The sequence below is a fragment of the Alkaliphilus peptidifermentans DSM 18978 genome, assembly GCF_900101495.1.
Taxonomy (GTDB): Bacteria; Bacillota; Clostridia; order Peptostreptococcales; family Natronincolaceae; genus Alkaliphilus_C; species Alkaliphilus_C peptidifermentans.
The window spans coordinates 39,339-64,351 of record NZ_FMUS01000024.1 but is presented as its reverse complement, the minus strand read 5'-3'; the positions used below and the strand labels follow the sequence as shown (position 1 = coordinate 64,351).

At 34.1% G+C, this 25,013-nt stretch carries 22 protein-coding genes; 3 read left to right on the top strand and 19 right to left on the bottom strand.

The genetic code is table 11. From position 1 onward, the window contains the following. Positions 1–470 precede the first annotated feature (470 nt). The gene (locus BLP68_RS15885) at positions 471–1,502 is read left to right on the top strand and encodes a LacI family DNA-binding transcriptional regulator (RefSeq protein ID WP_091545691.1); all 1,032 of its coding nucleotides are present in this window, start codon (positions 471–473) and stop codon (positions 1,500–1,502) included. On the opposite strand, the gene BLP68_RS15880 is transcribed toward BLP68_RS15885, so the two are convergent. The 8 genes from BLP68_RS15880 to BLP68_RS15850 form a co-directional block, all read right to left on the bottom strand. Next, complete coding sequence (locus tag BLP68_RS15880; RefSeq protein WP_176759072.1) at positions 1,489–2,889, bottom strand: YfcC family protein; 1,401 nt, start codon at positions 2,887–2,889, stop codon at positions 1,489–1,491. The genes BLP68_RS15885 and BLP68_RS15880 overlap by 14 nt on opposite strands. A gap of 54 nt (positions 2,890–2,943) precedes the next feature. Beyond that, on the bottom strand, positions 2,944–3,081 hold the full coding sequence (locus BLP68_RS21845) for a hypothetical protein (RefSeq protein WP_176759071.1): 138 nt from the start codon (positions 3,079–3,081) through the stop codon (positions 2,944–2,946). Positions 3,082–3,185: 104 nt separating this feature from the next. After that, complete coding sequence (locus tag BLP68_RS15875; RefSeq protein WP_091545688.1) at positions 3,186–3,827, bottom strand: single-stranded DNA-binding protein; 642 nt, start codon at positions 3,825–3,827, stop codon at positions 3,186–3,188. Positions 3,828–3,963: 136 nt separating this feature from the next. Next, positions 3,964–5,448, bottom strand: coding sequence for a Mur ligase family protein (locus BLP68_RS15870; protein WP_091545686.1), 1,485 nt, complete (start codon positions 5,446–5,448; stop codon positions 3,964–3,966). A 299-nt stretch (positions 5,449–5,747) separates the two neighbouring features. Continuing rightward, positions 5,748–6,515, bottom strand: coding sequence for a polysaccharide deacetylase family protein (locus tag BLP68_RS15865; RefSeq protein ID WP_091545684.1), 768 nt, complete (start codon positions 6,513–6,515; stop codon positions 5,748–5,750). 143 nt (positions 6,516–6,658) lie between these two features. Further along, the gene (locus BLP68_RS15860; RefSeq protein WP_091545682.1) at positions 6,659–7,036 is read right to left on the bottom strand and encodes a DUF2752 domain-containing protein; all 378 of its coding nucleotides are present in this window, start codon (positions 7,034–7,036) and stop codon (positions 6,659–6,661) included. A 98-nt stretch (positions 7,037–7,134) separates the two neighbouring features. Continuing rightward, positions 7,135–7,473: a DUF4234 domain-containing protein gene (locus BLP68_RS15855; RefSeq protein ID WP_091545681.1), complete on the bottom strand. Its 339-nt coding sequence runs from the start codon at positions 7,471–7,473 to the stop codon at positions 7,135–7,137. A gap of 623 nt (positions 7,474–8,096) precedes the next feature. Next, positions 8,097–10,037: an endonuclease MutS2 gene (locus tag BLP68_RS15850; RefSeq protein WP_091545679.1), complete on the bottom strand. Its 1,941-nt coding sequence runs from the start codon at positions 10,035–10,037 to the stop codon at positions 8,097–8,099. 456 nt (positions 10,038–10,493) lie between these two features. Between BLP68_RS15850 and BLP68_RS15845 the strand changes: the two genes are divergently transcribed. After that, positions 10,494–11,429, top strand: a complete 936-nt coding sequence (locus BLP68_RS15845) for a Na/Pi cotransporter family protein (RefSeq protein WP_091545678.1) — start codon at positions 10,494–10,496, stop codon at positions 11,427–11,429. 155 nt (positions 11,430–11,584) lie between these two features. Next, positions 11,585–12,241, top strand: a complete 657-nt coding sequence (locus BLP68_RS15840) for a carbon-nitrogen hydrolase family protein (RefSeq protein ID WP_091545676.1) — start codon at positions 11,585–11,587, stop codon at positions 12,239–12,241. A 51-nt stretch (positions 12,242–12,292) separates the two neighbouring features. Here the strand turns inward: BLP68_RS15840 and BLP68_RS15835 are convergent, their stop codons facing one another. The 11 genes from BLP68_RS15835 to BLP68_RS15785 all read right to left on the bottom strand — a co-directional run bounded on the left by BLP68_RS15835 (position 12,293) and on the right by BLP68_RS15785 (position 24,845). Further along, on the bottom strand, positions 12,293–13,741 hold the full coding sequence (locus BLP68_RS15835) for a flavocytochrome c (protein ID WP_091545675.1): 1,449 nt from the start codon (positions 13,739–13,741) through the stop codon (positions 12,293–12,295). A 448-nt stretch (positions 13,742–14,189) separates the two neighbouring features. Beyond that, positions 14,190–15,497, bottom strand: a complete 1,308-nt coding sequence (locus tag BLP68_RS15830) for a 2-hydroxycarboxylate transporter family protein (protein ID WP_091545673.1) — start codon at positions 15,495–15,497, stop codon at positions 14,190–14,192. Between the two features lie 139 nt (positions 15,498–15,636). Beyond that, positions 15,637–16,809, bottom strand: coding sequence for an NAD(P)-dependent malic enzyme (locus BLP68_RS15825; RefSeq protein WP_091545671.1), 1,173 nt, complete (start codon positions 16,807–16,809; stop codon positions 15,637–15,639). Positions 16,810–17,065: 256 nt separating this feature from the next. Beyond that, a complete protein-coding gene (locus BLP68_RS15820; RefSeq protein ID WP_091545670.1) occupies positions 17,066–17,740 on the bottom strand; it encodes a response regulator in 675 nt (224 codons plus the stop codon). A gap of 11 nt (positions 17,741–17,751) precedes the next feature. Continuing rightward, a complete protein-coding gene (gene dcuS, locus BLP68_RS15815; RefSeq protein WP_091545668.1) occupies positions 17,752–19,341 on the bottom strand; it encodes a DcuS/MalK family sensor histidine kinase in 1,590 nt (529 codons plus the stop codon). Between the two features lie 218 nt (positions 19,342–19,559). Then, positions 19,560–20,612 carry a DNA polymerase IV gene (locus BLP68_RS15810; RefSeq protein WP_091545666.1) on the bottom strand — a complete coding sequence of 351 codons (1,053 nt, stop codon included), beginning with the start codon at positions 20,610–20,612 and terminating at the stop codon, positions 19,560–19,562. Between the two features lie 232 nt (positions 20,613–20,844). After that, entirely contained in the window at positions 20,845–22,107 is a 1,263-nt protein-coding gene (locus BLP68_RS15805; RefSeq protein ID WP_091545665.1) for an MFS transporter, read from the bottom strand. Positions 22,108–22,253: 146 nt separating this feature from the next. After that, on the bottom strand, positions 22,254–22,793 hold the full coding sequence (locus tag BLP68_RS15800) for a 2-oxoacid:acceptor oxidoreductase family protein (RefSeq protein ID WP_091545663.1): 540 nt from the start codon (positions 22,791–22,793) through the stop codon (positions 22,254–22,256). Beyond that, positions 22,790–23,542, bottom strand: a complete 753-nt coding sequence (locus BLP68_RS15795) for a thiamine pyrophosphate-dependent enzyme (RefSeq protein ID WP_091545662.1) — start codon at positions 23,540–23,542, stop codon at positions 22,790–22,792. The genes BLP68_RS15800 and BLP68_RS15795 overlap by 4 nt, the downstream gene beginning before the upstream one ends. Before the next feature lie 3 nt (positions 23,543–23,545). After that, complete coding sequence (vorB, locus tag BLP68_RS15790; RefSeq protein WP_091545660.1) at positions 23,546–24,616, bottom strand: 3-methyl-2-oxobutanoate dehydrogenase subunit VorB; 1,071 nt, start codon at positions 24,614–24,616, stop codon at positions 23,546–23,548. Positions 24,617–24,641: 25 nt separating this feature from the next. Next, positions 24,642–24,845, bottom strand: a complete 204-nt coding sequence (locus tag BLP68_RS15785; protein ID WP_091545658.1) for an indolepyruvate ferredoxin oxidoreductase subunit alpha — start codon at positions 24,843–24,845, stop codon at positions 24,642–24,644. Positions 24,846–25,013: the final 168 nt, after the last annotated feature.

Below are 25,013 nucleotides of genomic sequence, written 5' to 3'. Positions count from 1 at the left end.
AACTAATAAATTTTAGTCTCTCTTTTTTAAAAATAAATCTAAAGTTAATAGTTTTTTTAAGTCATCCTACTTACTTAATTTCTACCTCCTTTGATTTCCCCTATGACCTTTTCCTTGATGACTCAACTGTCAGTATCTTTATAGCACTTTTAGTAATCAGTTTTCTAGAGATTTTAAATTTATATCTCTAAACATTTGAGTTGTAATGAAGGTCTCGGTATAATTTTATAATTACTTAACCGTGTAAGTAATTAAGTGTTATCGCTATAATATCAAAATGCTTATTTATTGTCAATAATAAATATTAGTGCTATTCCTTAGCATTTAACCGATTAATTATTTGAGTTATTGTATCTTTAGAAAACGTTATACCATCAGGAGTATATATGATAAAATAAAATTGATTACCTTAAAAACCATTTAGAAACTTTACTTTTTTAGCTAAATATTTATTCTAATAGGAGATTACTATGGATAAGAAACCTACAATCAAAACTATAGCAAAGCTAGCAGGTGTTTCTCATGTTACGGTATCTAAAGCTTTAAGAGATTATCCTGACATTTCCCTGGCTACAAAAGAAAAAATTAAGACAATAGCTAGTGAAATTGGTTATATACCAAATGCTTTTGCCAGGAATCTTTCATCGAATGTTTCCAGCAGTATTGGTATGATTGTACCTTCCATTGGTGCTGATACTATATACAATGAAGTTTTTACTACAATAAGTGCAGAAAGTTCTAAGCATGGATTATCTGTAGTTTTAGGAAGCTGTAACCGTAGTATTGAGTTAGAGAAATCTTTTTGTCGTATAATGTGTGAAAATCGTGTTGGAGCTCTAGTAATTACCTCTGTAAGCAGTGATGTCTCCCACATTAAAGAAATCTGTAAAGATACTGTCCCTCTGATTTTCATTGGTGGTAAAACTGGAGCAGAAGAAGAAAACTGCATAGTTAATGATTATTTCTATAGCGGGAAGCTCGCTGTTGAGCACTTTGTTGGGTTAGGACATAAAGATATTGCATTGTTCGTTTATTCTCCTACAAACAAAACTATTACACAAAAAATTCAAGGATTTGAAGCAAGCATGAAATATTTTGGACTTGTACCACGTGTATACTGGAAGGGTGATAATACTGATACCTTTAATGCTGGTAAGATTTTAACAGAGGAGCTGATTGCAGAAAAGAAGTTACCCAGTGCAATTTGGTGTGCCAGTGATTTGATGGCACTGGGTGTATTGGATACATTAAAAGCTTATAATATATTAGTACCTAGAGATGTATCCTTAATGGGTCATGATGATATGTTTATAGGACGTATGCCTTTTATTTCACTTACTACTATTGGTATGCCTAAAAAAGAAATTGGTGTAAAAACAGTAGAAATAGCTCTTTCTCTAATGAATGAGCCTATTAAAAATAAAACCCATAAATATGTCTTTAAGCCCCATTTAATAATAAGAAATAGTACCGATATATGTAGTAAATTTAATAGCCTATAAAGCTGGCAAAAATAGTAAATCCAGTACCAATTAACATATATATTATTATCAATGGTAAGTAAAACTTAAGCCATTTATCATATTTAATACCAGATACAGCTAGGCAGCCTGTCAATGTAGTAGATATAGGTGAAACTAGGTTAACTAATCCATCTCCCAATTGGTATGCAAGTACAACCGACTGGCGACTAAGGTCTAATGCATCAGCCATTGGTACCATAATAGGAATCACCAAAGCTGCTTGTGTAGACCCTGATGTAATAACTAAGTTCATAATTGCATTAGAATAGAACATTCCCAGTAGCTGGCCCCATGCAGGAAGTCTATTAACAGAATCAATCAAAGTATAGGCAATTGTATCAAGAACCCTTCCTTGAACAAGCACTGTATGCATAGTGGAGGCTAAACCTATCACCAGTGCTCCCTTTATCATTTTTTTACTGCCAGAAATAAATATATCACAGGTTCTATTAATACCAAACCCTGATAATAGCCCAGCTACTATACCAAGTATTAAAAACGAAACTGCAATCTCAGATATCCTCCACTTAAAATTTGATACTCCTAAAGTTATTATACAAAGAGTGAAAACAAATGAGGCCAACACAAGTAATTGTCTAAAGTCAACTGTATCTCTGTCAGTAAGGTCTATTGCATCCTTCCATAACTCCTCCTTCTCTATTTTATCAATATCATTATTCGGCGATGATTTTTTTGTCATATGTATAATGTATAAGCTTGTAGCTACAACCAAGAAAACAAGTAGCAACCATCGTATCCATGCTCCAGTAAACATGGGAATTTCAGCAATGGTATGGGCTATTCCAACTGTAAAGGGATTATAAATTCCTGCAGCAAACCCAACATTAGCACCCAGCATAACCATAGCTGTACCTGTAATTGTATCAAAGTCCAAAGAGTGGGCTATTGCTATTCCTAATGGTACAAACACAATGGATACAGTTGTTAGTCCCATTGCAAAGCCCAATATAGAGAAAAACATAATAAACACTGGGATAATCAAGATGCTTCTGTTTCCAAAAATAACCAGCATGCGTCTACAAAGGAAAGCAATGCATCCGCTTTGAATTACTATTTCAAAAGATCCACCTATAATAAAAATAAAGAAAATCAGCTCTGCTACTCTTGTAGTTGTTAATGTATTGAAAAATTTTATAGGTATTAGCCAAGGGGCCACTGGAGAAGATTCTATTATAGTGTAACTTTCAGGTACTACTAAAGCCTGTCCAGTTGTGGAATCAATAGTACGCTGGAATTCCCCAGCAGGAATAAGATAAGTTAAAAAGCTGGCCAGCAAGATAAGAGTGAAAATCAAAGCAAAAACATGTACTGATTTTGATTTTGATGATGATTCTATTTCTGTCACAATTAATCCCCCTAAAAATATCTCTTACAGACTAGAGTACTGGGACTAGTCTGTTTATTCATGGTCTTTATTATATTGATTTGTTAAGATCCTTTTGATATCCTTCAGTAGTACAATTATCTTATTTAATGAATATTGAATTGATATTAAAATAATTAATAGAATTGCTCCAGGTACTATATATCTTTCCATACTTAATCCCTCCTATATCTTCTATTATATTATCATATAAATGATTTTCAAAGTAGGGCATAAAAAAACACACTCCTTCTATCTATTAGGAATGTGTTTTATTTTTATTCAGATTCTTTTTCGTCAATCATTTCCATCTTTGATATAGAAACCTCATATGCCACTTTGTTGATTACTGTACCATCAGAAAGCTTTTTTTGATAGCTTCTGCTCTGTATTCTACCCCAGCTTTTTATGTGGTCACCGATTTGAAGCTTTGATGAAAATCTTGCATTTCGCCCCCAAGCAATACAGGGTATATAATCAGATTTATTATAGGCTCTATTTACTGCCAATAATATATCTGTTATTTCCCTTCCAAAGGGTGTTTCTCTAAAGACTGGTCTTTTACATATAAAACCTTCTAAATATATCTGATTTGGATTTTTTATCTCTTCATCTCCTTCATAATCAGAAATATCTCGAACGAATACAGTTAGAACCAATCTATTGCTTCCCTCTATATATTTATTATAAGATCTTAGCTGACCCTCTACTTTAACTGTATTCTTTGCTTCTAGATCCAAATCCACCAACAATCTTTCGGAAATTGTTAATGGTAAATAGTCACTATTTTCGCTTAGCCGAGGAATTTCTATCTTGTAATTATAAAAACCTTCTCCATACATTTCATGGCTATACTCTTTTTCTCCATGAATTCTACCAATTAAAGTAACCACATTGCTATTAATAATATGGTTCATCATTTAACCCAACACTCCCTTCTACTCTTATGTACTTTGATTATCTAATCTATAAACATATTTATTCAAAGGGGGACTAGATTATGTTTTTAAATAAAAAATACAGGAAAAATTCTTCCTGTATTATTCTAAATGGATATTAGTGCTTATAAACCTGATTATATAATTCATTAGTCTCTGAATGATTTTGCGGATATTTTTCTATAAAACTTAAAGAGATGGGCTTCCCCTTATCCATTCCCTGGGCTCCTAGTAAAAGTAGCATGTCTTTTTCTCGTAAATTTTTTAAAGCTTTGTTGATGGCATCCTGCAGTCTTTCTTCATATTGTATGGGAATTTGACTGTCTGAAAAGGTCTTAATAAAAGCATCTCTTTCGTCAGCAGTTACTTCATCCAGTGGTCCACATGTATCTCTACTGGCGGTTATATAGAGGGTTTTGATTTTAAGTATCTCCGCCCACTGCCTTAATACTTCTGCATTTTCTTTATTTATATCTATTCCTCTACTTCCTCGTATGGCATTTACTATATAAAGATTTTTATACTCCATGCTTTGAATGGTTTCTAGAACAGCTTCATAGCTTGATGGATTATGGCAAAAATCATCAATTATTCTATATCCTTTATCATAAATAATCTCCATTCTGCGTGGTATAGGATTAAAGTTTTTAACCTGTTTAGCAATTGAAGCTATAGGGATGTCCATTAATAGTCCACTGGTAATAGCCGCCAAAGCATTATAGATGTTGTGCTTTCCCACTAAAGGAAGTGTAATTGGATACTCAAAGGCCTCAATTTCTACACCTGAAAGAGAAGTAATTCCTCTTTGAAGGCAATAATTAAATGACATCATTTGATCGGAATCTAAGCTTGATGCTGTGATGGTGGCTTTTGTATTTAGGCCATAGGTTACTATAACAATATTATCATTTCCCTCCAAGAGCCTTAACCCATGTCCATCATCTATATTGATAATACCGATTTTACCCTCCCTTAGGTTATCAAAGAGCTTTTTCTTTGACTGTATATAATCCTCAAAGGTTTTATGAAAATTTATATGATCACGTTCGATATTAGTGTGAATGGCAATATCATACTGAATACCATGAACACGTTCTGTTTTTAGACCATGGGAGGAAACTTCCATCACTAATACCTCTACATTCTCTTCAACCATTTTTGACATATAGGCATACATGTCTTCTGCCAGTGGTGTAGTATAGTCCGATTCATAGGTTCGATCATTAATTTTAATATATAAGGTACCTATTAAACCCACAGATATACCATTGCCTCTTATTATTTCATATATCATATTGGTGGTGGTGGTCTTTCCATTTGTACCTGTAACCCCAATAATTTTTAGCTTTTCGGAAGGATAATTATAGAATTCATTACACAGATTGGCAAGAGTTTTCCTTGCATCTTGGACCTTTTTTACAGGTATCTCTTTATTTTCAATATCTGTTTCAGTAAAAACTATAGCAGCACCGTTCCTTATGGCTTCATCAATATATGCATTCCCATCACATTTTTCACCCCTAAGAGCAACAAATCCATAACCTTCTCTAACTTTTTTTGAGTTACTAGTAATTCCTGATAACTTTATTCCGTCAATTATCATTCTCGTTCATCTCCTTGCATCTCATAATTGATGAAGCTTTAAGATAAGTATAGTGTGTATTATGTTACAGAAATCTATTCAAAACTATAATTATTATCAAGTTATAAAATTTTTCGATAAAAATACGCTCTTTATAATTTTTTCAGGTTAAGCTTGTCCACCTATATATGACCATAATAAAAAAACTATATAAATAACCCCATAAAAATATGCTCCTCCTTACGATATACAGCTTTATTATTATAACTGTCTATCATAAGGGGAGCATATCAATTCAAGGGGTCAGTTTTTGTTTAAGTTTATGGTTTGGGTACTTGTCGACCTGATGGGTCCATAATATAATTTTCTTTAATAATCAAATCGGATATAGGTACAATTTTATAGCCTTGCTCCTGTAGCCTTTCTAATACTAAGGGCAAAAATTCTGCTACATATTTAGCATTATTATGGAATAATATTATTGATCCATTTTTAACGTTTCTTGTGACTCGATCAACAACAGGCTGCACTCCCATTTCCTTCCAATCCAAAGAGTCTACATCCCACTGTATGGTATAATAGCCCAGCTCCTCTGCTGTCTCAATCAATAGATTATTATAATCACCAAAGGGAGGTCTAAAAACCGTAGGCTGCACTCCTGTAATTTCAAAAATCTTATCCCCAGTAACCTTCAATTCCTTAGCAATATCAGCTTTACTTAATTTAGACATATGGGGATGGGTGGAGGAATGATTACCTACTTCATGTCCCCGTTCATGCATCTCCTTTACCCAATCGGGATATTTGTCTACCCAAAATCCTACTAAAAAGAAGGTTGTTTTAACATTATACTTATCTAGGGCATCCAAAATATCATCAGTAAATTCGTCACCCCATGCAGCATCAAAGCTAATTGCAACCACCTTTTCAGAGGTTTCAACACTATAAATAGGCAACCTTCTTTGGGGGGCAAATACATTTAAACCCCCTCTGCCTAAATTAAGAAAGTAAACAATGCCAATTAATAATATAACCAATAGTAGTGCAATAACAACCACCGATCTTTTAGAAAATACCCATATCTTCATATAATATCTTCCCCCCTGCTTAAAATGCTTCTATATTATTTGTATTCCGGGTAAAAAGATTTATGATTATATTATTTTCTTTAGCATTTTCGTATTTTCGCGCTTCCATAGGAGAAATGTCCATTTTTTCTGTATTTAATTACTCAATTTACTACTGTTGGTGCTAGCCAACTAAACGCTGGTATATTTCTTAAAATACCAAATATTAATGTTACTATTAACATTGCATAAATAATTTTATCGCCAAATGATTTCTCTCCATTTATGTAATGAAAAAAGTATAACAATAAAAAAGGACTAAATATAAACAACAACATATTAAATCTAAAGGCTTGATAGAGCTTAAAATGTAAAATAGAATGCACAGCTCTGGTCATACCACAACCTGAACAATATAGTCCTGTTAATTTATTAAATACACAAGGAAATATTGCTCCTGTTTTTGATTCGCTAAAATATACGAATACTAAGCCACATATTCCTAGAGTAAGCACAAACCATAAGTTCTTCCTAATCCTCATTTTACGCCTATCCTCTCTACAACTGCTAAAATAATTATCATGGACCTGACAAATACTTGTATCGTGCACCTTATACTAGTTAAATTATTAGGTATTTGCTAACCAATCATGTTGTTTATATCTGACTGAACCAACGCAAAAACTATTATAGATAAACCGAAAATTGATAAGATCAGGTATAGAACAGAATTATCTTTTCCTACTTCTTTTTTATTTTCTTGTGCTTTACACGTTAACTTTCCCATTTGATAAGCCCAGTAGATACTATATATACCGCATGTCAAAATTGTAAATAATAAAGCTTTACCTCCTGACATTGAAGTATCACCACTTAGATCACTAACCTCATTTGTTAGTTTTACAAACCAAAACAGCCCATAAATACCAAATGTTATAAAAGTAAATAAAATAGCTAACCCAATATTTCTCTTTTCCATAAAAACCCTCCAACTCAATTTTTTTGATCTAAAAGTATATTATTACTACTTCAAAATGTTTAGTTACTTATTTTTATTCTTAGCCCCCTCTCTACTAGACTAGGAGATTACATAATTTCAGATTATCATTCTTTATAATACAGAATACATGGGCCAGCAGCGAAGCAAAGCAACCACCAACCTATCTCCTATAGACCCACGTAAACCCAATATATTTGATAAAGAATCACTCAAAGGGAATTATGCAATTTCCTCATATTAAGTTAGAAGAATCTAACCCCTCATTTAAGTATGAGACGATAATCTCCTCTATTAAATCCTATAATAACAATTATTAATAATATTCAGTGTAGATATTTGTCGAATACTACTCTTTTTTCGTAAATAATGATAAATATTTAACATATCAAGCTTTTGGTGTAATTTCTTCTTTTTAATTTATATGAAAAGAAGTTATGTTGCATAATTTTGTATATTTACAATTATACTAAGAGATTCATATCAAAGAAAAAAATATTAGTACAGTTCTGATAGTCTCTATATATTTTTCTTAAATTACTCGATTTCTGTTGTCGACTATATTATTAAATTTCTAATGTGTTTCAAATTTAGGTATTTAAAATTTATTCCAAATCAATTTTAAGACCCTTTACAAATTTACGCTCCATAGTGTTTTTCTTTTTGCGGTTTTCTTTACTATCCAGAACAATATCCATATCATAGTTCTCTGGGTAAAGCTCTCCTCCTTCTATATAAAGTGCTAGTCTTTTGTGATTAATTTTAAGCTTTTTCTTCATTACCATTACACCAACCTCACCCTTTTGATTTGCCTGTTCACAAACAATTCCTGTTCTGTTGAGGCTACTAATAAATACACAATCTCCTACCTTGAATTTGTTAGTTATTTTTCTTTTTACTTCCATATTTGCCCTTATCTCGTTTAACATTTCTTTATCCTCTTTTACAGTTGATATCTGCATTTCATTAGTAGAATTAGTTTCAGCTGGTAATTCATAGGTTTTATATTCTTTTATTTCCTTATAGGTTATCTCATGGGAGCGCTTAATTATTTCTGGATTCATCCCTAGTCGCAGTGCGATTAAGAATCCGTTGCTTTCACCCGCCTTACCTATAATTAACTGATATGTTGGCTTAAGGGAGTTAATGTCAAACTCCATACATCCATTTTCAAAGCCATTAGATTTACGGGCAAACTCTTTGATCTCGCTATAATGAGTTGTCGCTAAGGTGGTGGCCCCACTTTGATGTAGGGTCTCTAGTATTGCAACCGCAAGACCCATTCCTTCTCCTGGATCCGTTCCTGCACCAAGTTCATCTACAATTACCAATGTCTTAGGAGATACTCTTTCTAGAATATAAATAATATTCTTCAAATGAGAAGAAAAGGTACTTAAAGATTGTTCTATACTTTGACCGTCTCCGATATCAACCAAAACATCCTTAAAGATGGAGAACTCACTTCCCTCCTTAACTGGTACATGTAACCCGGATTGTACCATCATGCTCATTAAGCCTACAGTTTTGAGAGCAACTGTTTTACCACCAGTATTAGGACCAGTAATAACAAGACTTCGATAGCCTTTACCTATATTGAAGTTTAATGGAACTGCATCATTACCCAGTAGTGGATGTCTACCTTCTTTAATGTTGATATATTGTTGCTGATTCAAGATCACTGGATTTCCTTTCATTTGTCGGCTTAGCTTACCCTTAGCAAAAATAAAGTCATAGTTTGCCATTATCTCAATATTAACTGAGATTTCTTTGGAGTATCCCTCAGCAATAGCTGTAAGCTGCGATAATATTTTATATACTTCCTTTTCTTCTTCAGCTTTCAATTGATTTAATTGCTGTTGAAGAGCCTTTATCTCCTTTGGCTCAATAAACACTGTTGATCCACTATTTGAGTGATCTAATACATCTCCATCTATGTTTTTTGAGTGTTCTCGCTTAATGGGAATTACATATCTTCCATCCCTTACTGAGATTACATTGTCCTGTAAATACGCATTATTTCCCAATGATTTAACAAGATTATCAAGCTTATTCTTCATTCGATCTTCAAGAATAGTAATTTTTTTTCTAGTTTTTGCCAATGTAGATGAAGCCTTATCATTGATTCGACTTCCCCTGATGCATCTGTTAATTTCATCTATCAGCTCCTCCAGATGATAAATAGATAAACCATAGCTTGCAACCAAAGGTGCTGATGCTGATGCATTTTCCATGAATTTTTTCATTCTATTGCTATTTTCTAAAAAATCAGCTAAGGATGACAAATCTCCTGGTTGAAGTACAATTCCTTTACCAAATTTATCTGTTATTTTATCAATCCCCTGCAGGCTATGGATAGGTACTGCAGAGGCCATATTTATAATGACTTTTGACTCCGTTGTTTCCCTTAACCAAGTTTCAATAATGCTTTGATTATCGACAGGCTTAATTTTTGTCACCAGATCACCTCCTAGTCCTGAAAGTGTAAGGTCCATAAGCATTTGTTTAACTTTTTCAAATTCTAATAATTCTATTGCTGTTTGATTCAATTTTAACGCCTCCTATTTTTCAAAAAATAAAAAAGCCATAAATGAACACTCTCATCTACGGCTTTTAATTATTGTAATAAATTATACAACAACCAATTGGAAAAATGTAAATTTTTCCCAACACAAAAACATAAAAAAACCGTGGTTAACACGGCATGTTTTAATGAAAATTAATAGAGCCTGTGTTCTTAACAATCATTGGTCACGAAAGAATACACAAATAAGACCTGATGTAAGCACCAGATTTCATGATTCTCTCTTATACCAATATTCAATTACTTGTTAAGAACCTTCACCAACATAAAACAAACTCCTTTATTTCGAATTTCACTGTTATTATATGTTATTAATATAAATAAGTCAACTATATAGTCCTTAATTTTTATATGCTTTTTATATCGGTAAGGTTATTATTAATAGAATTCTCTAGTATATTTTATGAAGGAGGGATGTTACTTGACTTATATTATATATACATCTGTTACGGGATTGGCACTCTTTTTACTGGGAATGAAATTTCTAACAGTCGGGCTTAAATACCTTGTTTCAACACAAATCAAGCATAAGCTTAAAGGGATGAAAATTAATCCTCTTATTGGGCTTCTTATTGGTACAATAACAACTTTAATACTACAGTCTAGTAGTGGAGCTACTATTATTATGGTGGGGTTGGTGGAGGCTGGTATACTATCAATTTACCAGGTTACTCCAATGATCATGGGAGCAAATATTGGTACCACTATTACTGCTCAATTAATAGCCTTTAATGTTGGTCCACTGGCTCCAATAATATTAATTATTGGGATAATATTTTCAATCATTAAGACTCCCTATAGTAAATTTAATCTATTGGGTGAGACTATGATTGGTATAGGGCTATTATTTATTGGCATTAATCTATTGGGACAAGGTCTTCAACCGCTACAAAGTATTCTTCCCTTCCAAAATGTTATTTCAGAACTGGGTAATAAACCTGTATTAGGTATATTAATGGGGTTTTCTACTGCTGCCATTATTCAAAGCAGTAGTTCAGGAATTGCTATTCTACAATCAATGGCTATAGGTAACACTATATCTGTATCAGCTGCTATATCGATTCTATTAGGCTTAAATATAGGTACCTGTGTTACAACCCTCATAGCAAGTCTTCATTTGGGTAAGGCTGGTAAAAAAACTGCTTTAGTCCATTTGATTTTTAATACATTAGGAGTTATATTAGTATATCCCTTTTTACAACAGCTATATAATGTGGCCATTTTTATTGCTCCCTATAATCCTGCCCGCCAGCTGGCCCATTGCCATACATTATTTAATGTAATCACTACCTTTTTCCTATTACCCTTCTTCCCTCTAATCGTTAAGAGTGTAAACTTTTTAATTAAAGAATCGTAATTTTAAAAGTAATTAAATACATTTACCTGTATTTCAGAAGCTAGTTTAACTTATATTTCTGATATAATTAAATCATGGATTCAATTTTCGGGGATGTGTTCCCCTGTTCTTTAACTGATTTAGGCCAAAAGTAAATGAAAGGGATGATAGTAAATATGAAAATATCAGTTTTACAACCTAAAATTATAAGGGGAGATATAGATTATAATGGAAAAGTAATTCAAGATTTGATAAGAGGAAGTAGGGGAGAGCTTTTAATACTTCCTGAGTATTCATTAACTGGGTCACTTGTTCTTGATGTAAATGCTGATATTAATTCATGGGTAACTAAAAGTAATTTGGCTAAATCACAGCTTGAAATTCCTAAAAATAAACAGGTTTTAATTAATACCCTTATAAAATTAGATAATCATATATATAATGTTTGTGAGCTATTACCTTCAAATAATATTCAATTTAAGTTATTTCCAGATGAACAAGAATTAAATGCAGGTATTACCCCTGGAAAAGAACAAAAGGTTTTTGAATTGAGCAACAAAAAATTTAAAACAATTATTTGTACTGATTTACGATATATCAATGAAATTTCCACTGATAATCTTGATTTCTTATTTTTCATTTTTCATTTTACTGATCACAATTTTGAAAAGGCTATGCAGGATGTCAAGAATATATCCATTGAGAGAAAAATCCCAATAATAATCAGTAGTTTGGTAAGTGATAAAAATATTGGATTTAGTTCTTATGTAAATCAAAACACCATCGTTTCTTTATCTGGTTTTGAGGGGATTATAGAGATAGAAATTGATTAATATAGGAAAAAGGAGTAGTCTAATTGTCTACTCCTTTTACGCTTTCATGTTTTATTGTAAATCCTTCGCAGCAGTCTGTCCCGCAAGTCTACCAAATACAATTAAGTCAGTTAATGCATTTCCTCCTAGTCGGTTTCCTCCGTGGATTCCTCCAGTCACTTCACCAACTGCATACAAACCAGAAATCACCTGTCCATTTTCATCCAGTACCTGAGCCAGTGTATTTATCTTTAATCCACCCATTGTATGGTGTACAGCTGGCCCCACTTCAATCACATAATATTTACTGTTTTCTAATGATCTAGGCATATCATCTCTGCCAAATTCTTTATCTTCTCCATCAGTAACTGCTCCATTATAGGTTTCTAGAGTTGCCATTAAAATCTCTGAATCAATCCCTAATACCTCAGCTAATTCTTCAATTGTTTCGCCTTCCTTTGTTAAACCTTGTCTCACATAGCCTTCAATTGCACTCAGACTTTCTCTAACACCTTCATCAAATAATAGAAATGAGGTTTTTCCATCTTGTTCAAGTATAGCTTCAGATACTACATCTCTAGTTTGTAATTCGTTAACAAATCTTTTTCCTTCACTATTAATTAATATTGCACCATTTCCTCTTACAGCTTCAGTAATCATATATCCATTTGAAGGTACAACAGTTGGATGAGTTTGAATTTCTTCCATATCCACCAGCCCTGCACCAACTGCAGCAGCCATAGTTATTCCGTCACCTGTTGCTCCTGGATGATTGGTAGTACCAAATCCACTTAAGGAATTATCTAAATCAGCAAACATTGTAGTATTAGCTCCAAATCCTCCAGTTGCAACAATAACCGCCTTTGCTTCAATAATGAACTCATTACTGTTTTTGTCGGTTACAATAATACCTGTTATTTTACCCTCTTCTGTTAAAATTTCTGTTGCAGTTGTCTCTGTTAAAATTTTAATATCCCTTGCTTCAGCATTATCCTTTAATACCTTAACTATATGTGATCCAACAGGTGCTCCTCCAGTTGGTCTGTGGGATCTATTTTGACTTGCCCCTGCCATTCTGCCAACATCATTTAAATCTGCACCAAGATTAATCAGCCACTCAACAGCATCTGCTGCATTCTCTGTTAACACTGTAACTAGCTCTTGAATATTTTTTTCGTATCCACCCTTCATTGTATCTTCATAATGGGATGCTATACTATCTTCGATACCTTGTTCTTTTTGTACACTGGTTTCTGCTGCATTTAACCCCCCAGTAGCACGTAATGTATTTCCTCCTACTAAAGGCATTTTTTCTACAATAATAACCTCTTTACCGCCATCCTTTGCCTCAATTGCAGCCGCCAAACCAGCTCCTCCTGATCCAATAATAACCACATCTGTTGTTAAATTAACAACTTTATTATCTACCTCTTCACTAGTATTACTGTTACAGCCAGTAAAGGCAATCACCGTCATAATAACAACTAATGCTAAAATTATAATTCTTTTACTTTTATTCATTGTATTCCTCCTCCTTGATAATTTCAATAGTTAACAAGTTGAGTCTATCACATCCGTCGTTTTATGTTAACTTTTTGTTAATACTGTTAATAATGTTCATTTTGTTCTTAACTATTTCTTATTTTAGGTAATTGCCTAATTACCTTTAGTTGTTCTTAAACACAATGTGTTGGTTCCTGTGGTTTTATATAGGATACATATTGTGTATAAAGAATTAAAATCTTATTCATGCAATTTCCTCACTTAAAAAAGATTCCAAAGTGTATATCTCTGGAATCTTTTTATACTAATTATGCACTGAGTATAGTAGAGGTCATTACCGCCTGAGATGCAAAATCCGGGTAATTAAGATTAAGGCCAGTAGGGGACACATTAAGAGCCTTATGAAGAAGAATATAATTCCTTGGCTTCATGATCTTTATTATTCCCTTTAGTAATGTTAAAACTTCTATAGAAACAGATTTATTAATAGACTTGCTAATATCAGCATAAAAGCTCCACCAATTCTTGATGAAATTTGTGCAAAGGGCATAAGCTTCATACGATCAGAAGCAGACAGTACTGCAACATCGCCGGTTCCACCCATATTTGCCATACATAACCCTGCTGTTATAGCAGATTCAATTGGATAAAATCCAACTAACTTACCTATAAATCCAGATCCTAGTATGGCACCAATTACCGTTACCATTACCAGAACAATATATTGCCATGTAAATGCATCAATAATTTGATTTAAGTTTGTATATGCTATACCTATTCCTACCAATAATGCTCCTGTTAAATATGTCATAACAAATTGGAACCATTGACTTGCACCAACTTCAAATCTTCTAGGCATGATTCCAAGAGCTTTTACAATGGCTACAGAAATAATCATTAATGCATATGGGTGAACAGCTGGAATAAAATTCCCAAGAATATTTCCAAATGTAAAGAAAACAGTTGATAATAATAATCCCATTCCCATTAGATTGAAATCAATACTGAACTTCTCTTCTTGATGGTTATCGTCTTCTGTTTTTTCTACAAGAAGCTCTCCCTTTCCAGTTAATGAAGGCTTTGCTTTACCTAATCTGTTTAATAGCCCCCCCAAAACAATAGCACAGGCATTTCCCATAGCAACAGCTGGCACCATGATTGATAAAACGTTTTCAGCCTCCATATTAAAGGGACCTGAAAATATTTGTGCCAGTGGGAGAGCTCCTGCTCCCATACCGCCACCCATAATGGGGATAGCAATGAAAAGGATTGCTTCCTTAGCACCAAAACCAATTAACTGTCCTACTACTGCAACTAAAGCAATAGCTGTTACTACCCCTCCAATAATTGCTGGTAAATAACGTATCGCTGCTTTAACTAACAGCCTTCTATTCATCCCAAGTATGCTTCCTGTAATAAGGGCTGCGATATAAAAATCTAAGAAACCGCCCCCCTTCATGAAGGTCTCCATTGTTCCTACAGTCTTCTCTGGAAGAATACCGTATGTGGCAAGGGCTGCACTGGCAAATATGATAACAATTGCCCCTCCACCTAGATAATCCTTTATAATAGGAGTTTTATTTCCTATTTCATTTAAAACTGCTCCCAGTAAAATCATAGAAGCAAAGGCACCAATCATACCGCCAGGTAGTACACCTAAATACACTGCAAAAGTAGTTATGATTGCTAAAATAAGAAAGATTGGCAGTGGAAACCCTATAACTTTGTACTTTCCCAACGTAGAACCGTTACTCTTTTCAACCTTAATAGCCATTTTTTACACACTCCTTTTGTAATTTTGGGGTTTACATAATGTTAGTACAAGGACAAAAAAACACCACACCATCTAGAAGATAGATTAAAAAATAATTCTTGATAATAAAATTTTTATCCCAGAGGTGTGGTATTTGGCATTATTTTCTAGATATTCCTGTTTCAACTGCTGCTAGAGAAACCGCCTTGGCTACACTCTCTACTACACGTCGATCGAAGGGATCAGGAATAACATACTCTGGTGTCAATTCACTTTCTTCAATAATGCTTGCAATTGCATAGGCAGCGGCTACCTTCATTTCTTCATTTATGTCCGTTGCTCTAACATCTAATGCACCACGGAATATCCCTGGAAAAGCCAGTACGTTGTTTATTTGATTTGGAAAATCTGATCTCCCCGTTCCAATGACTTTTGCTCCACCTTCTTTAGCTAAATCTGGCATAATCTCAGGAACTGGATTAGCCATTGCAAAAACTATAGAGTTCTTATTCATCGACGAAATCATTTCCTTGGAAATAACATTAGGAGCAGAAACACCAATAAATACATCTGCTCCCATCATTGCATCTTCCACTGTTCCCTGAAGCATACCACGATTTGTTATTTTAGCCATTTCCTCTTGGTATGGGTTGTTAAAAGGAGCACCTTCATAGATAATTCCCTCTCGATTTACAAGAAGCATTTCATTTACTCCAGCATTTAGTAGTAGCTTTGCAATTGCGATTCCTGCTGAGCCGGCACCGTTAATCACAACTTTAATAACTTCAAATTTTTTGTTTACCAATTTTAATGCATTTATTAATCCAGATAGTACTACAACAGCTGTTCCATGCTGGTCATCGTGGAAAACTGGTATATCTAATTCATTTTTCAGTCTTTCTTCAATTTCAAAGCATCGAGGTGCTGAAATATCCTCCAGGTTTATTCCCCCAAAGGTAGGTGCTAAATATTTTACTGTGTTAACGATTTCATTTACATCCTTTGTATCTAGGCAAATGGGAAAGGCATCTACATCAGCAAAGCTTTTAAAAAGTATTGCTTTACCTTCCATAACAGGCATAGCAGCCTCTGGCCCAATGTCTCCTAAGCCTAATACTGCACTGCCATCAGATACAATAGCCACCAGATTCCCCTTAGCTGTATATTTATAAACCTTTTCCTTATCTTGATGTATTTCTTTACACGGCTCTGCAACCCCTGGTGTATATGCTAAGCTTAAATCCTCCCTTGTCACCACCTTTACCTTTGAATTAACACTAATTTTTCCAATTGCTTTTTCATGTAGTTCTAAACTTCTTTCTGCAGTACTCAACTTTATCTCTCCTTCCAGTGTCAATAAAAAAAAGCTTAACAATTCTCTATATTTAACATGTTAGGTTAAATTCAGAAAATTGTGAAGCTTTAGTACATAACTAATTTATAATGTTCATAATGTTATTTGTGTTAAAAAAATATCATCAAATAAGAGTAGGGTTAACAACTAACAATGAAGAGTTAAGAATTAAGAGTGAAGAGTGAAGAGTGAAAAACAATTCAACATTAAACATTCAACATTGCTTTTTCCTAAACTATCTTCTGTAAATATAAAGGTGCTGGGGTCTTCCAATGGTTCCATAGGATATTTCTAGCTCTACTTCTCCATTTTCAGTTAAATATTCTAAATATCTGCGGGCAGTAACTCTCGAAATTCCTAGGTCCTTAGCAACAGCCGATGCAGATTTTGATTTTGTAGCTTTACATAAGTAATTGCGAATTGTATCCATGGTTTTTTGATGGATGCCCTTATCCAACTCTCCAATATAACACTTATTTCGTTTTCCCATGGTTAATTGATCAATATCCTCCTGAGTAAGATTCTCCCTTGATGTTAAATTAGAAATTCTATCTTTATATCCCTCTAAGGTTAATTTGAATCGGTGAAATTCAAAGGGCTTCACCAGATAGTCAAAGGCTCCCAACTTTAGAACCTCATCTATATCTGCTGCCTCCTTGGCTGCCGTTACCATTATTGCATCCACATGTATACCTTCAGTTCTAATTCTTTTTAATAATCTTAATCCATTATACTTCGGCATATAAATATCCAATATAAGTAAATCCGGCTTTAATTCCTTAAGCATTTTATAGCCAGTCTCTCCGTCATTTGCAACACCAATAACCTTATAATTATCAACTGTTTCTACATACTTTTTATTTATTTCAGCCACCATTGGGTCATCTTCTATTATTAAAACTTTAATCATTACGTTGCCTCCTATTTTTTGGGAATTCTAATTATGAAATATGCCCCTTTATTATTCCCAAACCTCATCTTTCCACCTAATACATCTACATTTTGCTTCACCAAATAAAGCCCAATTCCTCTACCATCTTCTTTCGTTGTATAACCCTTTATGAATATTTTTTTAATAGTATCTGGTCTAATACCAGGTCCATTATCCTTTACACTGATAAGGACATTCTTCTTACCTTCTCTTATACATATTTTAACATATTTTTCCCCGCTTTGTAGACGCAGAGCATCAAAGGCATTTTCTATTAGGTTTCCCACAATAGTAATCATAGCACTGCTGGTAATTCTACCAGTTAATCTTTCAAGATGAGTGGAGGCCTCTATTTCCAAGTGGATATTTAATTCTCTGCTGGCAGTATGTTTTCCCAGTAGAAGGGCAGCAACGCTATGCTCCTTTACATTCTTTATTATAAAGCTGATGATTTTCTGCTGACTTTTGCTGATATCCATGATATACTTTTCGGCAGTATCATACTCTTTTAATTGAATTAGTCCTAGAATAACATGCATTTTATTCATAAATTCATGGGTATTAGCCCTTAATGAGTCTACCATCATCTTAACTCCAGTTAACTCCTCTGCCAGCTTTGTCATTTCAGTTTTTGTTCTAAAGCTTGCAATAACTCCTATTATTTTTCCTTTATTGAATATTGGAATTCTATTTACCATAATTTCAATACCATTTACCATATGGTATTGATCATATTCTGGAATCCCAGTTTTCAGTGTTCTTGTCAATTTTGATTCTGGTATAATTGATTCAATGGGTTTTCCAATTAAATCTTTGCCTTCAAGCTTTAGTTGTTTTCTTGCAGCTTGATTAACAAGATAAACTATTCCTTTATTATCTATTACACAAATACCCTCTTTGACAGCTTCAATGATGGCATTTCGTTCTTTGAGCAATGCAGAAATTTGATCTGGCTCTAACCCCATTAAAGTATTTTTTATGTTTTTAGCAAGATAAAATGATCCTAATAAACCAATAAAAATTCCAAACAAAGCAGCCACATATACTTTAATTTGGATTTGATTTTTTATTTGCTTTATACTTTGATTTAATACCCCTACTGAAACCATTCCTATTCTCTTACCGTCAAAACTGTAGATGGGCACAAAGGCCCTGGTGGATAGTCCTAATGTTCCCATTGCAGTAGAGACATATTCTTTTCCTTCTAATAGTGCTGGGCCTTCGTCCCCCCCAACAAATTTAGCTCCTATTCTTTGAGGATTAGGATGAGAATATCTAACTCCGTTTAAATCAGTAACTACAATATATTCTATACCCTCAGTGGACGTACGAATTCCTTCTATTAATGGCTGAATTATTAAAGATGGCTCCTCATCCTCAAATGCGTCTATAATAGTTGGTATTTCAGCAACAACCCTTGCCATATTTAAAACATTAGATTCAACTTCATTTTGAATATTAGATTCTACAGCTTTTGAAATTAATATACTGGATATTGATATCGATAAAATGACAATTGCCAGTGTTAACAGCATAATTTTTGTCATTAGGCTTATCTTACTCTTTACTAAGTCGATCATATAGATCCTCCTATTATACTCAGGATTAAACTTATTTCTGATATGGTATCCTCATATATCTCTTTCCCGTATTATATCATAATTATCTATCGCATATGAACCTCATCATATTATGGGAAGTAGACCCAAATCTATTGGGAGAAGGTCTTCAACCACTACAAAACATTCTTCCCTCTAATCGTTAAGAGTGTAAACTTTTTAATTAAAGAATCGTAATTTTAAAAGTAATTAAATAAATCTAGCTGCATTTGCTGATGGTGTGTAATGTTAGACAGGGAGATTCCTGCTAGTCTCACCTTTTTGGATAAATCAATACTGTTTACAATTTTATTTATTATATCAAATATGGTTCTTATATCACTGGTATGATATTCAAGGCTATGACTTCTAGTTATCTGTTCAAAGTCTTCATATTTTATTTTCACTGTAACTGTTCTTGCACTTTTGCCTTGTTCCTTCAAATGTTCAACAATCTCACAGCTAAACTCTTTTAGTATCTCCATTATATAGCCTTTATCTTGCAGGTCCATTGAAAAGGTGGTTTCTTTACCATAGGACTTACGCTCCCTATTTGTTGATATTTCTCTATTATCTATTCCTCTAATTTTATCATATATCTCTATTGCTCGTAATTCTCCAAGTAAAGGCCTTAAGTTATCTAAAGGATATTTCAGCAAGTCTTCAATTGTAAAGATACCGATTCTATTAAGCTTTAGGGCTGTTTTCTTACCTAACCCATGAACCTTAAGTATGGATAAGGGTTTCAGTAATTGTGGAATGTCTGTTTCTTGTATTTCAAAGATACCATTTGGTTTATTCCAGTCGGAAGCTAGCTTAGCTAAAAATTTATTATAGGATATCCCTATACTTATGGTGAGACCAGTGTACTTCTTTACTTGTTTTTTAACTTCCATGGCAATATACACTGAGGATTCCTCTTTATTAGTAATATCTAAATATGCTTCATCAATAGACACTTTTTCAATTGATTCTGTTACGGTTTCAAGAATATCAAATACTTGTCTTGAAACTTCTGAATATCTGTCATGGCGACCCTTCAAAAAAATACCCTTAGGACATAGATTTCGGGCCATCTGAGTGCTCATAGCACTATGTACCCCATATTTTCTGGCTTCATAGCTTGCTGTAGCCACTACGCCTCTTTCTCCTGTTCCACCGACTATAATAGGCTTCCCCTTAAGGGTGGGATCATCGATTTCCTCAACAGAAGCAAAAAAGGCATCAATATCAACATGTAAAATTCTTCTCATATTTATCACCAGTTTATTTTTATATTGTAATTACTTTTCAAACTATACTTATGTATAAACTCTTTTGCCACTCTAGTATTTTTCCTTAATCATGTTAATGCTACTAATCTAATTTTACAGAACGTTTGTTCCCAGGTCAAGTAGCTAAAGTTATATAGTGTCTTTTTTGCAAAAAATTGCCCCTATAATAGATATATTTATCTATTATAGGGGGTAACTTATTGTATATTAATTATGCCATTTTTCCATTTTCCTTAATAGGAGTTTTAACTAACATTATTAAAATTGCAGAAACTAAACAAAATACTGCCAGGTAGTTAAAGACAATTTGGTAATTGCCATCAGTTATTGTCAGTATATATCCGCTAACCGCAGGACCAATTATACTTGCAATGAATCCATATGCAGTAAATACTAGCCCCAGAATTATCCCAAAGTTCTTCAATCCGAAGCAATCTGATATCATCGGTGCAGAGCAGGAAAATAATGTCCCATAGCCAAACCCAATCATGGCAGCAAGTAATGATATCATTACTAAGCTTGATGCATGGGGAAGTAAAACATAAGCTATACCAGCTCCAATAAAGGTTATGGCAAGGGTTACTTTTCTTCCTATTACATCAGAAATAGCTCCTGATACTAGTCTACTAACCCCATTTGTTATATTATATGCCGTCAATATGGTAGCAGCAGCAGTCAAATTAAATCCTCTTGAAAGGCCTAAATTAACTGATAGCGTCACCATTGTTACTCCGGCAGCCCCCATTAATGCCCATACACTCCAAATAAGCCAAAAGCTTCTTGTTTTCATTGCTTCCTTCGGTGAGAAATCATTTTGATCATTCATATTTGATATTTTAACAGCTTTGTTATCTGATACTTGCATCCCCTTAACCTTTTCTGGTATCTCGGTATATTGAGATGCTATTAACCCAACTATTAAAGTAAGTATAGCCATTAGAATACACAATGTTTGATAACCTATAACATCAAGCATAATTCTAAAAATGGGTACCATAATTGCAGCAGATATTCCAAATGTCAAATTTACTATACCAGAAACCAGGCCGCGTTTTTCTGGGAACCATCTTTGAACACTATTTATCCCAGGTGAATAAATAAAGCAGGAGGCTCCTCCAATCATGAAGGCCCATAAATAAATCATCCAAATATTTGCCACGAAGGCAATCATTAATGTTGCTAAGCTTGTCATGACTGTTCCTATCATCATCAATTTTCTAACTCCGATAGTTGCTGTCCATTTCCCTACAAAAAACATGAAGATACCTAACGAGGCCAGCATAAAAAACATTACATAGCTTAGGGCTCCTGATTGAATTTGCAGCATATCTCTCCATACAGATCCCATTAACCCGGGAAATCCAAAAACCAATGATCCTGGGAGAAAGATGGCAAAGGTGCTCCCTATAACTGCAAGATTAGCTCTTACTTGTCTTTTATCTAAACCAGTGGTGCCACCAATACTTTGATCCATTATCAAACCTCCTCAAAAAAACTTAATACCTTAGCAAAATTATAACTTTCTTATTATAGAAAAAGACATTTCAATCAATAAAAAAGAAAGCCCATAATGATAAAAATACTCATCATGGGCTTTATACCCCAAATATATAAGAATTTTTAGCCTTTAATAAAATCAATACCCATTTTAATGGCTGTTAAATTAGTTTCCAGTAATTCTGGTCTTTTCTTTGCTACCAACTCATCCAAAGCCTTTTCAACTTTAGCAAGATCAATTAGTTTAAGATTAGGTAGTAATGCTCCTAAACAAACCATGTTGGCAATACTGGTAGTTCCAATTTCATTAGCCATATCAGTTGCAGGAATTTCTATTATGGTAATATCTTTTCGAGGGTCTTCCAATTGAGCTAAGGAAGAATTAACTACTAATACTCCGCCTGGTTTAACACGTGGTGCAAACTTATCATAAGCTGGCTTATTAAGCACAATAGCTGCATCAGCATAGTCTATAACTGGCGAATTGATTTCTTCATCTGAAAGTATTACCGAACAGTTGGCAGTACCTCCACGCATTTCTGGTCCATAGGATGGTATCCAACAAAGTTCTAGGTCTGAGCCCATTCCGGCATAAGCCATAACCTTACCCAAAAACATAACTCCTTGACCACCAAATCCAGCAATGATTACCTTATCCATCATAAGCTTTCTACCTCCTCTGTCACCTTAAGTTCACCCATTTCGTAAACTGGCATCATATTCTCTCTTAGCCATTTTAAGCTTTCAACAGGTGATAATCCCCAGTTGGTTGGGCAGGTTGATAAAACACTTACAAATGAGAATCCTAATCCAGCCAGTTGAACCTTAAAGGCTTTCTTAATGGCTTTTTTTGCTTGGATAATATTCTTAGGTGAATCTACAGATACAGAAGCAACATAAACAGCACCTGGTAGGTTTGCAACTACCTTTGGTAAGTCTATTGGGTAACCATTTAAAGCAGTATCTCTACCAAAAGGACTAGTGGATGTCTTCATTCCCTCTAGGGTTGTAGGTGCCATTTGTCCTCCGGTCATTCCGAAAATTGCATTATTTACCATAATTGATGTTATTTTTTCACCTCTTGCAGCCGAATGAATTGCATGCTGTGTACCAATAGCTGCAATATCTCCATCTCCTTGATATGTGAATACAACTTTATCAGGCAATGCTCTTTTAACACCTGTTCCTACTGCTTGAGCTCTACCATGGGCAGCCCCTACAAAATCACAGCTAAAAAAGTCCTGACAAAAGCCCGCACATCCTACAGGAGAAATTCCAATTGTATCTTCAATTATTTCTAATTCTTCCATAACTTCTGCTATTAACCTCATGATAATTCCATGTGTACAGCCTGGACAGAAGGAAAATGGAACATCAGTTAAACCTTTAGTTTTAGCAAATACTTTTTCCATGGCCTACACCTCCTTTGTTCCAGATAAAGTAAATGTGTCTTCAACATATCTTAATATTTCATTTTCTGTTGGTAGCATACCACCCTGTCTTCTATAAAGGTGTACTGGTACCTTACATTCAACAGCAAGCTTAACATCTTCGATCATTTGTCCTGTGTTTAACTCAACTGTTACGATGCCTTTGACTCGTTCCATATGGGGAAGGAATGCCTTTTCCGGGAATGGCCAAAGAGTAATAGGACGGATTAAGCCTAGCTTAATACCCTTCTTTCTTGCATCTAACACTGTACTCTTGCATATTCTTCCAGTAGTTCCGTAGCTAACCAGTAGATATTCTGCATCCTCTGTGTAGAATTCTTCCCAGCGTTGCTCCTTCTCTTGAATATCTTTATATTTTGCTTCCCAACGTAGATTATTAGCTTCACCAATTTCATTAGTTAAGGAATAGCTTGCTAAAATACGCTTTTTTCTACCTTTGCTCCCATTTACAATCCATTCTCTATCTACCTCAGGAGCCTCTGGTCTTTCCTTTAAAACAACAGGTTCCATAGTTTGGCCTAAAAACCCATCTGTTAAAAGCAATACTGGGTTACGATATTTGTCAGCCAAATCAAATGCTTCCATTGTATAATCATAAAGCTCTTGAGCCTTTGATGGAGCTAAAACAATAGTTCTATAGTCACCGTGTCCTCCACCTCTTGTTGATTGAAAATAATCTGATTGTGCCGGACCTAATCCACCCAGGCCTGGGCCGCATCTGTTAACGTTTACAATAACCATGGGTAGGCCAACTGCTGCACTATAGGAAATTCCCTCCTGCTTAAGGCTTACTCCTGGACTTGATGATGCTGTCATAACTCTTGAACCTGTACAGGCAGCACCATAGCACATGTTTATTGCACCAATTTCATCCTCTGCTTGTAGTACTGTTCCGCCTTGCTTTGGTAAATGTTTAGATAAATATTCTACTACCTCTGTTGATGGAGTAATGGGATACCCAAAGAATAATTTACAGCCTGACCGAATGGCAGCTTCGCCAATGATTTCATTACCCTTCAATAATACTTTTTCCATCTATATTCAGCTCCCTTCCTAATCCTTATTTATAAACCTCAATTGCTACATCAGGACAAACCGTTGCACATAGAGCACATCCGATACATTTTTCTTGATCTTCACATTTCACTGTAAAGTATCCTTTTTTATTGGCCTTGTCTCCAATAACAAGGATTTTTTTAGGACAAATGTCAATACAAAGCCCACAACTTTTACAATATTCATTTAATACCTCTACCTTAGCCATGAAAATACCTCCTTTTTAGATTCCTTTTATTATTTAAAGCTTACTAAAATAATTTAATAAACTCTGATTTTAATTTTCAAGAACATCTATCTATGTTCTTTTCATTCCAATTGCTATTCTATTTTTCATTTCCATTTTCAATTTTACTTCTTTTCTTTTTCAATCTTC